13 protein-coding genes, 1 tRNA gene, 1 rRNA gene, 1 other RNA gene and 1 other annotated feature are annotated in these 13,209 nt (G+C 42.0%); of the genes, 4 read left to right on the top strand and 12 right to left on the bottom strand.

The window, feature by feature from the left end; translation table 11 throughout:
- Positions 1-20: 20 nt before the first annotated feature.
- The 8 genes from MHI60_RS07210 to tadA all read right to left on the bottom strand — a co-directional run bounded on the left by MHI60_RS07210 (position 21) and on the right by tadA (position 6,240).
- Positions 21-1,569: ribosomal RNA gene (locus MHI60_RS07210) — 16S ribosomal RNA — on the bottom strand.
- Positions 1,570-1,843: 274 nt separating this feature from the next.
- Positions 1,844-2,107 carry a pro-sigmaK processing inhibitor BofA family protein gene (locus MHI60_RS07215; RefSeq protein WP_034284261.1) on the bottom strand — a complete coding sequence of 88 codons (264 nt, stop codon included), beginning with the start codon at positions 2,105-2,107 and terminating at the stop codon, positions 1,844-1,846.
- Positions 2,108-2,173: 66 nt separating this feature from the next.
- On the bottom strand, positions 2,174-2,398 hold the full coding sequence (locus MHI60_RS07220) for a YaaL family protein (RefSeq protein ID WP_095407526.1): 225 nt from the start codon (positions 2,396-2,398) through the stop codon (positions 2,174-2,176).
- Positions 2,399-2,416: 18 nt separating this feature from the next.
- Complete coding sequence (gene recR / locus MHI60_RS07225; protein WP_003218094.1) at positions 2,417-3,013, bottom strand: recombination protein RecR; 597 nt, start codon at positions 3,011-3,013, stop codon at positions 2,417-2,419.
- A gap of 15 nt (positions 3,014-3,028) precedes the next feature.
- The gene (locus MHI60_RS07230; RefSeq protein WP_008342011.1) at positions 3,029-3,352 is read right to left on the bottom strand and encodes a YbaB/EbfC family nucleoid-associated protein; all 324 of its coding nucleotides are present in this window, start codon (positions 3,350-3,352) and stop codon (positions 3,029-3,031) included.
- A 26-nt stretch (positions 3,353-3,378) separates the two neighbouring features.
- Positions 3,379-5,091, bottom strand: coding sequence for a DNA polymerase III subunit gamma/tau (dnaX, locus tag MHI60_RS07235; protein WP_144486255.1), 1,713 nt, complete (start codon positions 5,089-5,091; stop codon positions 3,379-3,381).
- 331 nt (positions 5,092-5,422) lie between these two features.
- Positions 5,423-5,687, bottom strand: an RNA gene (ffs, locus tag MHI60_RS07240) — signal recognition particle sRNA large type.
- Between the two features lie 76 nt (positions 5,688-5,763).
- Positions 5,764-6,240, bottom strand: coding sequence for a tRNA adenosine(34) deaminase TadA (gene tadA / locus MHI60_RS07245; protein ID WP_048240389.1), 477 nt, complete (start codon positions 6,238-6,240; stop codon positions 5,764-5,766).
- Between the two features lie 79 nt (positions 6,241-6,319).
- On the opposite strand from tadA, the gene MHI60_RS07250 reads away from it, so the two are divergent.
- The 4 genes from MHI60_RS07250 to MHI60_RS07265 all read left to right on the top strand — a co-directional run bounded on the left by MHI60_RS07250 (position 6,320) and on the right by MHI60_RS07265 (position 9,586).
- Positions 6,320-6,874 (top strand): isochorismatase family cysteine hydrolase, encoded by a 555-nt coding sequence (locus tag MHI60_RS07250; RefSeq protein ID WP_095407523.1) that lies wholly within the window; start codon positions 6,320-6,322, stop codon positions 6,872-6,874.
- A gap of 99 nt (positions 6,875-6,973) precedes the next feature.
- A complete protein-coding gene (locus tag MHI60_RS07255) occupies positions 6,974-8,221 on the top strand; it encodes a glycoside hydrolase family 18 protein (protein ID WP_238409506.1) in 1,248 nt (415 codons plus the stop codon).
- Positions 8,222-8,306: 85 nt separating this feature from the next.
- Positions 8,307-8,930 (top strand): deoxynucleoside kinase, encoded by a 624-nt coding sequence (locus tag MHI60_RS07260; RefSeq protein ID WP_095407521.1) that lies wholly within the window; start codon positions 8,307-8,309, stop codon positions 8,928-8,930.
- Positions 8,927-9,586: a deoxynucleoside kinase gene (locus tag MHI60_RS07265; RefSeq protein ID WP_095407520.1), complete on the top strand. Its 660-nt coding sequence runs from the start codon at positions 8,927-8,929 to the stop codon at positions 9,584-9,586. The genes MHI60_RS07260 and MHI60_RS07265 overlap by 4 nt, the downstream gene beginning before the upstream one ends.
- Positions 9,587-9,674: 88 nt before the next feature.
- Here MHI60_RS07265 and MHI60_RS07270 read toward each other — a convergent pair.
- From MHI60_RS07270 to pdxT, 4 genes are all read right to left on the bottom strand, one after another.
- Positions 9,675-9,767: transfer RNA gene (locus tag MHI60_RS07270), tRNA-Ser, on the bottom strand.
- A 324-nt stretch (positions 9,768-10,091) separates the two neighbouring features.
- The gene (locus MHI60_RS07275) at positions 10,092-10,922 is read right to left on the bottom strand and encodes a methyl-accepting chemotaxis protein (protein ID WP_095407519.1); all 831 of its coding nucleotides are present in this window, start codon (positions 10,920-10,922) and stop codon (positions 10,092-10,094) included.
- 101 nt (positions 10,923-11,023) lie between these two features.
- Positions 11,024-12,298, bottom strand: a complete 1,275-nt coding sequence (serS, locus tag MHI60_RS07280) for a serine--tRNA ligase (protein ID WP_039175845.1) — start codon at positions 12,296-12,298, stop codon at positions 11,024-11,026.
- A gap of 49 nt (positions 12,299-12,347) precedes the next feature.
- Positions 12,348-12,564: a binding site (T-box leader), on the bottom strand.
- A 53-nt stretch (positions 12,565-12,617) separates the two neighbouring features.
- Positions 12,618-13,208: a pyridoxal 5'-phosphate synthase glutaminase subunit PdxT gene (pdxT, locus tag MHI60_RS07285; RefSeq protein WP_098677510.1), complete on the bottom strand. Its 591-nt coding sequence runs from the start codon at positions 13,206-13,208 to the stop codon at positions 12,618-12,620.
- Between the last annotated feature and the right edge of the window lies 1 nt (position 13,209).

A 13,209-nucleotide genomic window follows, 5' to 3' on the forward strand; every position in this document is an offset into this window, starting at 1 on the left:
GCTGCTCCATATATCCTTAGAAAGGAGGTGATCCAGCCGCACCTTCCGATACGGCTACCTTGTTACGACTTCACCCCAATCATCTGCCCCACCTTCGGCGGCTGGCTCCATAAAGGTTACCTCACCGACTTCGGGTGTTGCAAACTCTCGTGGTGTGACGGGCGGTGTGTACAAGGCCCGGGAACGTATTCACCGCGGCATGCTGATCCGCGATTACTAGCGATTCCAGCTTCACGCAGTCGAGTTGCAGACTGCGATCCGAACTGAGAACAGATTTATGGGATTGGCTAAACCTTGCGGTCTTGCAGCCCTTTGTTCTGTCCATTGTAGCACGTGTGTAGCCCAGGTCATAAGGGGCATGATGATTTGACGTCATCCCCACCTTCCTCCGGTTTGTCACCGGCAGTCACCTTAGAGTGCCCAACTGAATGCTGGCAACTAAGATCAAGGGTTGCGCTCGTTGCGGGACTTAACCCAACATCTCACGACACGAGCTGACGACAACCATGCACCACCTGTCACTCTGTCCCCGAAGGGAAAGCCCTATCTCTAGGGTTGTCAGAGGATGTCAAGACCTGGTAAGGTTCTTCGCGTTGCTTCGAATTAAACCACATGCTCCACCGCTTGTGCGGGCCCCCGTCAATTCCTTTGAGTTTCAGTCTTGCGACCGTACTCCCCAGGCGGAGTGCTTAATGCGTTAGCTGCAGCACTAAGGGGCGGAAACCCCCTAACACTTAGCACTCATCGTTTACGGCGTGGACTACCAGGGTATCTAATCCTGTTCGCTCCCCACGCTTTCGCTCCTCAGCGTCAGTTACAGACCAGAGAGTCGCCTTCGCCACTGGTGTTCCTCCACATCTCTACGCATTTCACCGCTACACGTGGAATTCCACTCTCCTCTTCTGCACTCAAGTTTCCCAGTTTCCAATGACCCTCCCCGGTTGAGCCGGGGGCTTTCACATCAGACTTAAGAAACCGCCTGCGAGCCCTTTACGCCCAATAATTCCGGACAACGCTTGCCACCTACGTATTACCGCGGCTGCTGGCACGTAGTTAGCCGTGGCTTTCTGGTTAGGTACCGTCAAGGTGCGAGCAGTTACTCTCGCACTTGTTCTTCCCTAACAACAGAGCTTTACGATCCGAAAACCTTCATCACTCACGCGGCGTTGCTCCGTCAGACTTTCGTCCATTGCGGAAGATTCCCTACTGCTGCCTCCCGTAGGAGTCTGGGCCGTGTCTCAGTCCCAGTGTGGCCGATCACCCTCTCAGGTCGGCTACGCATCGTCGCCTTGGTGAGCCATTACCCCACCAACTAGCTAATGCGCCGCGGGTCCATCTGTAAGTGACAGCCGAAACCGTCTTTCATCCTTGAACCATGCGGTTCAAGGAACTATCCGGTATTAGCTCCGGTTTCCCGGAGTTATCCCAGTCTTACAGGCAGGTTACCCACGTGTTACTCACCCGTCCGCCGCTAACATCCGGGAGCAAGCTCCCTTCTGTCCGCTCGACTTGCATGTATTAGGCACGCCGCCAGCGTTCGTCCTGAGCCAGGATCAAACTCTCCGAAAAAGTACAAAACCGAAGTTTTGCTTTTCGCCAGTTTGACTGACTACCTATGAAGTATCATAGGATTTTTTTATAAAAACTCGAATTAACAGGTACGTTTTGTCTTGTTTAGTTTTCAAAGAACTTGTTTACCGCTTCAGAAGCGACTAGAACATCTTATCACATCCAAGTTGTTAGTGTCAACAACTTTTTTGTTATTATGTTTTTTCGTTTCTTCGTCATCAGCGACGTATATTAATTTACCACCCTATCGAATCAAAGTCAATAATATTTTTCATTAAATAATAAATTTTTCAATGACGATTAAAGCTGCTACGCCCGGAATACCCAATAAACCACTAATTCCACTCGTTACAGGGTTAATAGAGACATGTAAGCCTAGACTCTCGCCAAATAGGTTGAGGCAAAATAAAAAAAGAGCGCCTGCCACAAACTTCACTCCGATAAGCCCTAACCATTTGAATGGATTCGCCTGCACACCTGACATAAACAACAATAGCACAGCTAGCAAAATTGACCCGATCACAATAACAGGTTCCATAATCCTCTCATCTCCTCTTCATATGAATAGTACAAGCATATGAGAGGACTATGTATAATAGACCTGCTATTTCCAGTTGTTTAAACGTAAATTCCTCTTTTTCGCTTCTCTCAGATAGAAAAAGTACTTCGCTTGAGCAAGCTTTAATTCGAATAGAATGTCCGGTGAAGGCTCAACGCTATTTGCGACAAGCTTTTTTTGTCTGTTCCATTCTTCCTTTTGCTTAAAAAGCTGTTGAATTAATATCTCATCGAATTCTTTTCGAATTGATTTTCTGCGAAGAAAACCCATGTACCGTACTTCTCCTTCCTACATCTCACGTCTGCCTTCTAGAGCCTTAGACAGTGTAACTTCATCCGCATACTCTAAATCCCCGCCTACTGGAAGTCCGTGAGCAATGCGAGAGAGTTTAATTCCTGATGGTTTCAACAATCTGGAGATATACATGGCTGTTGCTTCTCCTTCAATGTTTGGATTCGTTGCAAGGATCACCTCTGTCACTTGATCATCTTGCAATCTTTTTAATAGATCAGGAATTTTAATATCCTCCGGTCCAATTCCGTCCATTGGCGAAATGGCACCATGAAGCACATGATATAAGCCGTTGTATTCTTTCATTTTTTCCATTGCGATTACATCTTTTGGATCCTGTACTACACAGATAACAGATTGATCTCTTCTTGTATCTTCACAAATATAGCAAGGATCTTGGTCTGTGATATGACCGCATACCGAACAATAAGTTAAATTACGCTTTGCATTTACAAGCGCCTTCGCAAAATCTAGTACGACATCTTCCTGCATACTAAGAACAAAAAAAGCCAGACGGACCGCAGTTTTCGGTCCGATTCCTGGCAATTTCATAAAGCTGTCAATCAGCTTTGATATTGGTTCAGGATATTGCATCTTCAGTTATTCCTCCTAGAATAAACCTGGCATGTTCATTCCTTTTGTGAATTGACCCATCGTTTCATTCGTTAGCTCATCGACTTTTTTCAATGCATCGTTTGTCGCAGCAAGGACAAGATCTTGAAGCATATCGATATCTTCTGGATCAACAACTTCTTCATTAATTGCTACATCAACGACTTCTTTTTGTCCATTTACTTTTACAGTGACCATACCGCCACCAGCTGTACCTTCAAGGACTTTTTCTGCAAGCTCTTCCTGAGCCTTAGCCATATCCTTTTGCATTTTTTGCATTTGTTTCATCATTTTTTGCATATTTCCCATTCCACCGCGCATATGAACACCACTCTCTTTCATTTTTATTAATCTTTAATTTCAATTAAATCAGTTCCTACTAATTTCTTTGCTTCCGCAATCAACGGATCCTCTTCAGAAGAAGTTCCCTGACCATCTGCTTGTTCATCCGGCTGATGATCTCTTAAAAATTCTTCTCTTATTTTACCCCATTGAGCGTCAGGAACGCCAACTAATTCCACTCTTTTTCCTAACATAGACTCTAGCAGTTGTTCAAGATTGGTCCGAACACCGCTTTTATCTTCAGCAACCATTTTACAATGTATTTCAAACTTGAATTTTAATACAAAGGCATGCGAAGCAGCCGCAACTGGCTCACTATCCGTTAATAACGCAGCGTGAGACACCTTATTCTGTTGTTTCAACTGGGCAAGGAGCTCTCCCCATTTGCCTTTAATTTTTTCTAACTCAGGCCGTTTCGCTTCTTTCAAAATCTCATGAATTCGTCCGACAGGTGCACGATAGCCATTTTTGTTACTCGTTTGTGGTCGAGGCGCTTCCTTTTTTTCTTGAGAGCTATGAGATGGAGACATTGGTACACCTTCGGCTCTTAGCCTCGATAGTTCCTGTTCCAGCCTGTTTATTTTATCTGTTAGCGCCGTTAAATCAGCGTCAGCATGCCCTTGTGTCAATCCTGCCGTTGACTGACACAGCTTTACAACAGCTACCTCGAAGAAAATCCTTGGATGATTTGTCCATTTCATTTCTTGGTGGCTTTTATTCAGGACTTCAATTGTTTCATATAGAAACTGAGGTGTCACACGATCTGAAAGCGAGACGAAACTTTCGTCGACCTTTACCTTTTCAAGGACACCTTCGAGATCTGGTGCCGTTTTATAAAGCAGCATATCTCTAAAGTAAAAAATCATATCCTCTATTAATTTAGCAGCATCTTTCCCCTGCTGGAGCAATTCATTTAAAGTATCTAACGCTATGGCAATATTTTGATCAAAAATTGCTTCAGCAAGCTGACTAATGAAATGCTGAGATACAGCTCCTGTAATGAGCAGCGCATCGTCAATTGTCAATTGTTCACCACTAAATGAGATCGCTTGATCCAAGAGACTTAGTGCATCACGCATACCGCCATCAGCTGCACTAGCAATGATCTCGAGCGAGCCCTCCTGTACATTTAGGCCTTCTGCATCTACAATTTTCTCCATTCTTCCAACAATATCTTTGGTCGTGATTCGCTTAAAATCAAATCGCTGACAACGAGATATGATGGTAAGAGGAATCTTATGGGGCTCTGTGGTAGCCAAAATAAAGATACAATGAGCAGGCGGTTCTTCCAGCGTTTTAAGGAGGGCATTAAATGCACCGATAGAGAGCATATGTACTTCATCTATAATATAAACCTTATATGTAACCGCCGAAGGAGCAAATTTCACTTTATCACGTATATCCCGGATTTCATCTACCCCGTTATTCGAGGCAGCATCTATTTCAATCACGTCTGAAATTGAACCGTTTGTAATCCCTTTACAGGCATCACATTCATTACACGGCTCGCTAACAGGTGACTTTTCACAGTTCACTGCCTTAGCAAAGATTTTGGCAGCACTTGTTTTACCTGTTCCTCTAGGACCTGAAAATAAGTAAGCATGAGAAAACTTTTTCTGCAAAAGGGCATTTTGCAACGTTTTTGTGATGTGTTCTTGTCCAACAACATCCTCAAAAACTTGAGGTCTGAACACTCGATATAAAGCTTGATAACTCACAAATACGCCCTCCTCCATTTATCATCCTTTTCATTATACATGATGCACCGATCAATTCAAAAGCACACCTTTATTTTCTAATATGCCAAAAAGATGATTTCAATTAGAGATTTTCTACTTTCCATGCATTAAAAACGTATTTTCTAGCTTTGCGAAAAGACCTGGGACCCCAAACAGAACACCAGTTCTAGTTATGATTAGTGAAAAATGCAAATGGCGCCAAAAAGACTTTTTATCTATTTGTATAACCAAAACAGTTGAGCTATTCTTTGAACAGCAACAAAAAACTCACCTAGATAAACTAGATGAGTTAACATTTAATATTGATTTACCGTGCACCTTCTGTCGATTCGCTACCCCAAGCGTTACTTAAACAGTTAGCTCGGCCCAGGCAACCCTGCGGCACATGAGAGGTTTCACTTAATGCTGCTTCCTTCCGGACCTGACATGGTTCATGAATTCCCATTGCGCAGGACCCAGACGTCAACACCACTTATTTAAGGCAGACCTTGAAGTAAACGAACCTCGAGAAGGGATTCGGCCTCGCTAGAGCGGATTGCGAGTACAGGGCACCGCTACCTCCCCGCTTAGCACGGCAAAATGAATATTAAATTGTTAGTGACGCAGACATAAGTATACCTTCTTATAGCTTAAATTGCAAACGACACCCATTCATTTACTTTTGGCTTGTTTCTTTCGCTGACGGAGATTTCGGAAGAACTGACTTAACAGCTCACCACACTCATTTTCAAGTACACCACCGATGACCTCAGACTGATGATTAAACCGTTCATCATCCAGCAAATTCATTAAAGTACCTGCACATCCACCTTTTGGATCGTATGCACCAAAAACGACCTTTTTCACTCTAGAGAGAACAATAGCACCCGCACACATCGGGCATGGCTCAAGCGTAACGTAAAGCACAGCATCTTCTAAACGCCAGCTTCCAGCCGCTTTACACGCTTCATCAATGGCAAGTAATTCTGCATGTGCAATTGCACGCTGCTCACTTTCCCTTAAATTATGAGCGCGGCTCACAATTTGATCATCAACAACAATGATGGCACCGATCGGCACTTCCCCTATTTGTTCTGCTTTTAAGGCTTCAGAAATTGCTTCTTGCATAAATTGTTCATCTTTCGTCATGGCACGGCTCTCTTTTCATGTTTTTTAAAAGGAAATTGAGGTTAACATATTATCACAATCTTTTAAAGGGGGTTTTATTTTGTCAAAGCACCAAAAGGCGCTGCTTATTATCGACATGATTAATAATTTTGATTTTGAAATGGGTCATGTGCTTGCAGAAAAAACAGAGCAAATGACCAATAAAATTTTAGCTCTTAAACAACATGCTTTCAAGGAAAATTGGCCAATCATTTATATCAACGATCACTACGGACTTTGGAAGGCTGATATCCAAGCTGTTCTGGAAACATGCAAAAACGAAAGAAGCGCTCCTATTTTAGAGAAAATGGCACCATCTAAAGATAATTACTTCTTAATTAAACCAAAGCATTCTGCCTTCTATGGTACTGCACTAGAGACCCTCTTAAATGAATTAGGCGTCGAGGACATTATTCTAACTGGAATTGCCGGAAACATTTGCGTTTTGTTCACTGCAAATGACGCATACATGCGAGAATACAATCTAATTGTACCTAAAGATTGTATCGCTTCAAACGACGACAGAGATAACGACTACGCTTTAACGATGATGGAGAACGTTCTTCTAGCAAAAATCACCACTGCTAAGGAGATCACGAATGAAAATCAAACATGATTTCGCCATAACCCTCATAAATTGTTAGCAATAACAAAGGGGGCGTTGACTATTCAAATTTATGTTGTCAAAAGAGGAGATACTTTAAACGACATTGCCATGCGTTTTAAAACAACAGTTAATGAAATCATCCGTACTAACGAAATCGAAACACCAAATCAACTCGTCATTGGACAAACAATTGTCATTCCCATTAGAGGTCAATTTTATGAGGTCAAACAAAATGACACACTATATCAAATTGGAAGACGATTTCAAATCTCAGTAGAAGAATTGGCACGTGTGAATAGAATTCGACCTGAAGCAATACTACCTATTCGCTTCTTGCTCTATATTCCACAAAGGCCGAAAAGGAACATCAATTCCAATGCTTATATTGAACCACGAGGAAATCAAGTCAGTGAAAACCTAAAGCAGGCAGCTAGAGAGGCCTCTCCATACTTAACCCATTTAGACGTCTTTAGTTTTCAAGCACAAAGAGATGGAACACTGCGAGAACCAGCGTTAGACCAACTACCTCAGATTGCCGCTCAGAACAGAACTGTATTAACCATGGTGGTGACAAATCTAGAGAATGAAAAATTCAGTGATGAACTTGGGCGTATTCTTTTAACTAACCAATCTGTCAAAACGACATTTTTAAATGAAATTGTTCGTGTTGCCAAAAAGTATCAATTCAAGGAAATCCATTTTGATTTTGAATATTTACGTCCTGCTGATAAAGATGCTTATATTCAATTTTTAAGAGAGGCAACAGTCCGCTTCCATCAAGAAGGATGGACAATATCTGTTGCACTGGCGCCAAAAACAAGTAGCCAGCAAAAGGGCAAATGGTATGAAGCCCATGACTATGAAGCGATTGGTAAGGTCGTCGATCATGTTGTGTTGATGACCTATGAATGGGGCTACAGCGGCGGCCCTGCACAAGCTGTCTCTCCAATTGGACCTGTCCGCCAAGTCATTGAATATGCACTGACTGTCATACCGGCCAATAAAATTGTAATGGGACAAAATTTATATGGCTATGATTGGACACTTCCTTTCGTCCAGGGCGGCCCCATCGCCAAAGCCGTCAGTCCTCAACAAGCAATTGCACTTGCTAGACAACACAATGTCTCTATCCTATACGACGAAACAGCACAAGCACCTCATTTTCGTTATACAGATGCCAACAACAAAGAGCATGAGGTCTGGTTCGAAGATGCTAGATCGATTCAAGCAAAATTCAACCTCATCAAAGAGCTAAAATTGAACGGAATTGCTTATTGGAAATTAGGTCTATCTTTCCCACAAAATTGGCTCTTATTATCAGATCAATTTAATATTGAAAAAAGAACGACATCGTAATCCATTCACTCTATCTATTAGAAGGGGTATGGTACAATATACATTGGTTTGACAACTTTAACTTTATAGATAGAGGAGAACGCCTATGTATCCTGCCCCTTTTATTGCAGTGGAAGGCCCAATTGGAGCCGGAAAAACAACTTTGGCTACAATGCTTGCGAAGGAATTTCAATTCCCTTTAGTAAAAGAGATTGTAGAAGAAAATCCATTCTTAGATAAATTTTATGAAGATATGGAACAATGGAGCTTTCAGCTTGAGATGTTCTTTTTATGCAATCGGTTCAAACAATTAGAATCAATAGAAGAAAACTATGTGAGTAAACAGCAGCCGGTTGTCACTGATTATCACGTCTATAAAAATATGATATTTGCAGAAAGAACATTATCCAAAAAGCACATGGATAAATACAGAAAGATCTATCACCTGCTAACAGATGATCTTCCTAAACCAAATGCCATGATCTATATAAAAGCCAGCCTTCCCACCTTACTTGAAAGAATACAGATGAGAGGTCGCTCTTTTGAAGAAGACATTGACCCAGCTTATTTAAAAACACTCATTGAAGATTATGAGCTGGCCATTGAACATTTAAAACAGACTGAGCCAGGGCTTCCTATCATTACAATTGAAGGAGATCATACAGACTTCGTTTCCTCACAGCAAGATTACCAGCAAATTGTACAGAACATAAAGGAGCAAGTGCTATGAACAAGATCGAAATACCAAAGGACGCAGTCATCACAATTGCCGGGACTGTTGGTGTCGGCAAATCCACTATGACCAAAACAATAGCAGACAAGCTAGGGTTTCAAACGTCTCTTGAAAAAGTAGATGATAACCCATATTTAGAGCCTTTTTATTCAGATTTCCAAAGATGGAGCTTCCACTTACAGGTCTATTTCCTAGCTGAGCGTTTTAAGGAGCAAAAGCGGATTTTTGAATCTGGTGGAGGATATGTACAAGATCGTTCCATTTATGAGGACACTGGCATTTTTGCAAAAATGCATGCGGACAAAGGTACGATGTCTGAGGTCGATTATGAAACGTACACAAGCCTATTTGAGGCGATGGTGATGACACCTTACTTCCCTCACCCTGATGTCCTCATCTATCTGCACGGGGATTTAGATCATATTTTACATCGTATTGAAGAACGCGGCAGAGAGATGGAAACTCAAACTGACCGGGCTTATTGGGAAGAAATGTACACTCGATACACAGAGTGGATCGAACAATTTGATTTATGCCCAGTGATTAAAATTAATATTGAAGATTACGACCTATTTCATGATGAAAGTTCACTTGATCCCATTCTTCATGAAATCGCTTCTGTTATTCAAAAAAATCGCTCTAAAACAAAATAAAAAAACCGCTGCATTCGCGAAATGCAGCGGTTTGACAATTTCCAATTTTTATGCTTGCGTTCAATTCAACTAAGGTAAAAAATCAATATGGCGGAGGAAGAGGGATTCGAACCCCCGCGGGCTTTGACACCCCTGTCGGTTTTCAAGACCGATCCCTTCAGCCGGACTTGGGTATTCCTCCGTATCGACAAGAATTAATATACCATATCATTTTATTTGAAGTCAACATCTTTTCGAAAAAAAATTCAATTTGTGATTTCGGCATGATAATTGCCTATAAAAAAGCAGCCTTTGACGGCTGCTCCAGATTGTTGACAAAGGGCTAAAATGATTTGATTTTAGCCCTTTGTCTTCTTTTCAGCGTGATAGAAAACCTTTGCAGTCTAGGAAGGACGAGCACCGGAGCGGAGCGAATTTGACATTCGTGAGCACCGAAGCGCAGACCTGACAACGAATGCGAGGGTTTGTCTACACGCTGAAGCAGCAATTGATGGCTGCTCTTGATCTATTTTGTATCCTGTCTCATTTCTTCAATAAACTGATTCATCTCTACTTTAAACTCATTTAATGATTCGATAATCTTCGTAAAGTCTGTCACTTGTTCGGCTTGTTCATTTGTTGAGCTGCTGATTTGTGAGATGTTTTCAGACAAAGTGCCAATGCTGTCTTGGATTTCTTTTAAAAAAGTATTAATGGTTTCAGCCGCTTCCTTCGAGCCATCTGATAATTTACGCACTTCATCAGCCACGACAGCGAACCCTTTTCCATTCTCACCTGCTCTTGCAGCTTCAATTGCAGCATTTAAACCTAGCAGATTTGTTTGTCTAGCAATCCCGCCAATGGTTTTGACGACTTCTTCAATATTCGCAGATTTCTCTTCTGCTCTTCCTGCCTGTTCGCTTATTTCTAAACTTGTAGCAGCCAGCTCTTGTGAATGTGCAGCAATTTGCTCAATTCCACCTTGGAGTTCTTTCGCTACTTTATTGATTTGCTCCATATAACCGCTTAATTTTTTTTCACGATGATATGTAAATGCCACTAAAAACGAGCCGATGACTTTTCTATTTTCATCAAAAATCGGGTAACCTTTTACAGCAACTTCATAACCATATAGTGATTCTGGTAAGTAACCGTCATATTCTTGTCCTCTTAATGTCGTCGCCACATTTTGGTCTTCTGGGTTCAATGGGTCCCCAACTTTCATACCAAAATCTATTGTGTTAGACGGGTAATAACAAAGTACCTTCTCTGTATCCGTGATGCCGAAAAGAATACTTTCATCTAGTACCTTTCTAAGTAATTGAGCCATTTCAACATAATAGTCAAGCCTATTCAAGGTTATTCCTTCTTTCCTAGAAGCTTTTACTCTTTTTATCGGCTAAATTCAGGAAAACTGTAGGACTTTTGGTAAAAAGAATAAGATGCCTTGACGGCATCTTATTTCATCACTTCTTTATTTCCCATGTAAGGACGCAGTACTTCTGGAATGATCACTGTGCCGTCCTCTTGTTGATAGTTTTCTAAAATAGCCGCTACGGTTCTTCCTACTGCTAATCCAGATCCATTTAATGTATGGACATGTTCTGGCTTCGCTTTAGGCTCTGGACGGAAACGAATGTTTGCACGTCTTGCCTGGAATGCTTCGAAGTTACTGCAAGAAGAAATTTCACGGTACGTATTCTGGCTCGGAATCCATACTTCGATATCGTATTTCTTCGCAGCTGTGAAGCCTAAATCTCCAGTACACATGCTCATGACACGGTATGGCAGGTTCAATAGCTGAAGAACTTTTTCTGCTTGATTTGTTAGTTTCTCTAATTCTTCATAAGAATCTTCTGGTCTGACAAATTTCACGAGCTCTACCTTGTTAAATTGGTGCTGACGAATGAGTCCGCGTGTATCTCTGCCGGCAGATCCAGCTTCTGATCTAAAGCAAGCACTGAATGCTGCATAGTTGATTGGCAGCTGTTCACCATCGAGAATTTCGTCACGATGCATGTTGGTAATCGGCACTTCGGCTGTTGGAATGAGGAAGTAATCTTCTTCGCGAATTTTAAAGGCATCCTCTTCGAATTTTGGAAGCTGCCCAGTTCCTGTCATACTTGCTCTGTTGACCATATAAGGTGGAAGCACTTCAGTAAAACCAAACTCATCCACATGTAAATCAAGCATAAAGTTATACAATGCGCGCTCTAAGCGTGCGCCAAGCCCTTTATAAAAAACGAAACGGCTTCCTGTCACTTTTCCTGCACGTTCAAAATCAAGGATGTTGAGCTCATCAGCTACGTCCCAATGTGGTTTCGGCTCAAATGAGAAGGCTGGCTGTTCGCCCCATTTTCTCACTTCCACGTTGTCGTCTTCTGTTTCACCAACTGGTACAGAGTCATGAGGGATATTTGGAATTGAGAACAGGATGTGCTGCAGGCTTTCTTCTACTGTTCTTAGCTCATCATCCAGCTTCTTGATCTCATCTCCTACCTCACGCATTTCTTGAATAATGTGATCGGCGTCTTTCTTTTCTCTTTTTAGAACAGCTACTTGCTGTGATACTTCATTTCTTCGGCTCTTTAATTCTTCTGTTTTCCCGATTAATTCTCTTCTTTTTTGATCTAGCTCACCAAACTTATCAAAATCCGCTAAATCTTCGCCTCGGTGTGCTAATTTTTCTTTGATTTGATCAAAGTCCGTGCGCAGTTGTTTAATATCCAGCATGTATAACACTCCTTTTTTTATCGAAAAATAAAAAGAGCCCTCATCCCATGAAAGGGACGAGAGCTCTCGCGTTGCCACCCTGATTGAAAACATGCAGAAGCATGCTTTCCTCTTTCCTCTGTAACGGTATCACCGTAAATGCTTACTTCTCTTGTTTCAGCATTTCGCTCAAGGATGGATTCAGAATGCATCTTTCACCGATTCTCACCAACCATCGGCTCTCTGAGAAAGAGGGGCTTCTTACTATTTCCCGTCAACGCTTTTTCGATCTTTGATTGTGTTTTTAATGTACTATAAGTTTTATCTCTTTTCAACCGTTTTATACAGCAAGCTTCGTTTTGTAGGACTTCACCATGTCTACAAACAGCTGTGTTAACCGGTGATCGTCAGTCAGCTCTGGATGAAAGGAGCAGCCTAAGATATTGTTTTCTTTCGCCATCACAATCCTGCCATCATATTCAGCCATAATTTCTACGCTATCATCTGCGCTGATGATATGAGGCGCACGGATGAATACCCCTGTAAACGGCGCATCCAGTCCTTTTACTTCTAAATCTGCTTCAAAGCTGTCTACCTGTCTGCCAAAAGAATTCCGTGCAACAGATACATTTAACAGTCCAAGATGAGCATCTTCTCGATCTTCGATATGCTTTGCCAGCATAATCAAACCGGCACATGTCCCGAAAATCGGTTTCCCTTGAGCAGCGAACGCTTTGATCGGGTCAATGAATTGGTACGTATCCATGAGTCTTCTCATCGTCGTACTTTCTCCACCAGGGATAATCAAACCGTCAACGGATTCTAGCTCTTCTACGCGTTTAATAATCTTTCCTTCTGCGCCGCAGGCTTCAATCGATTGAATATGCTCTCTCACCGCTCCTTGAAGCCCTAGTACACCAATTGTCAGCATG

Source organism: Bacillus sp. FSL K6-3200, assembly GCF_038630485.1.
GTDB lineage: Bacteria > Bacillota > Bacilli > Bacillales > Bacillaceae > Bacillus > Bacillus safensis.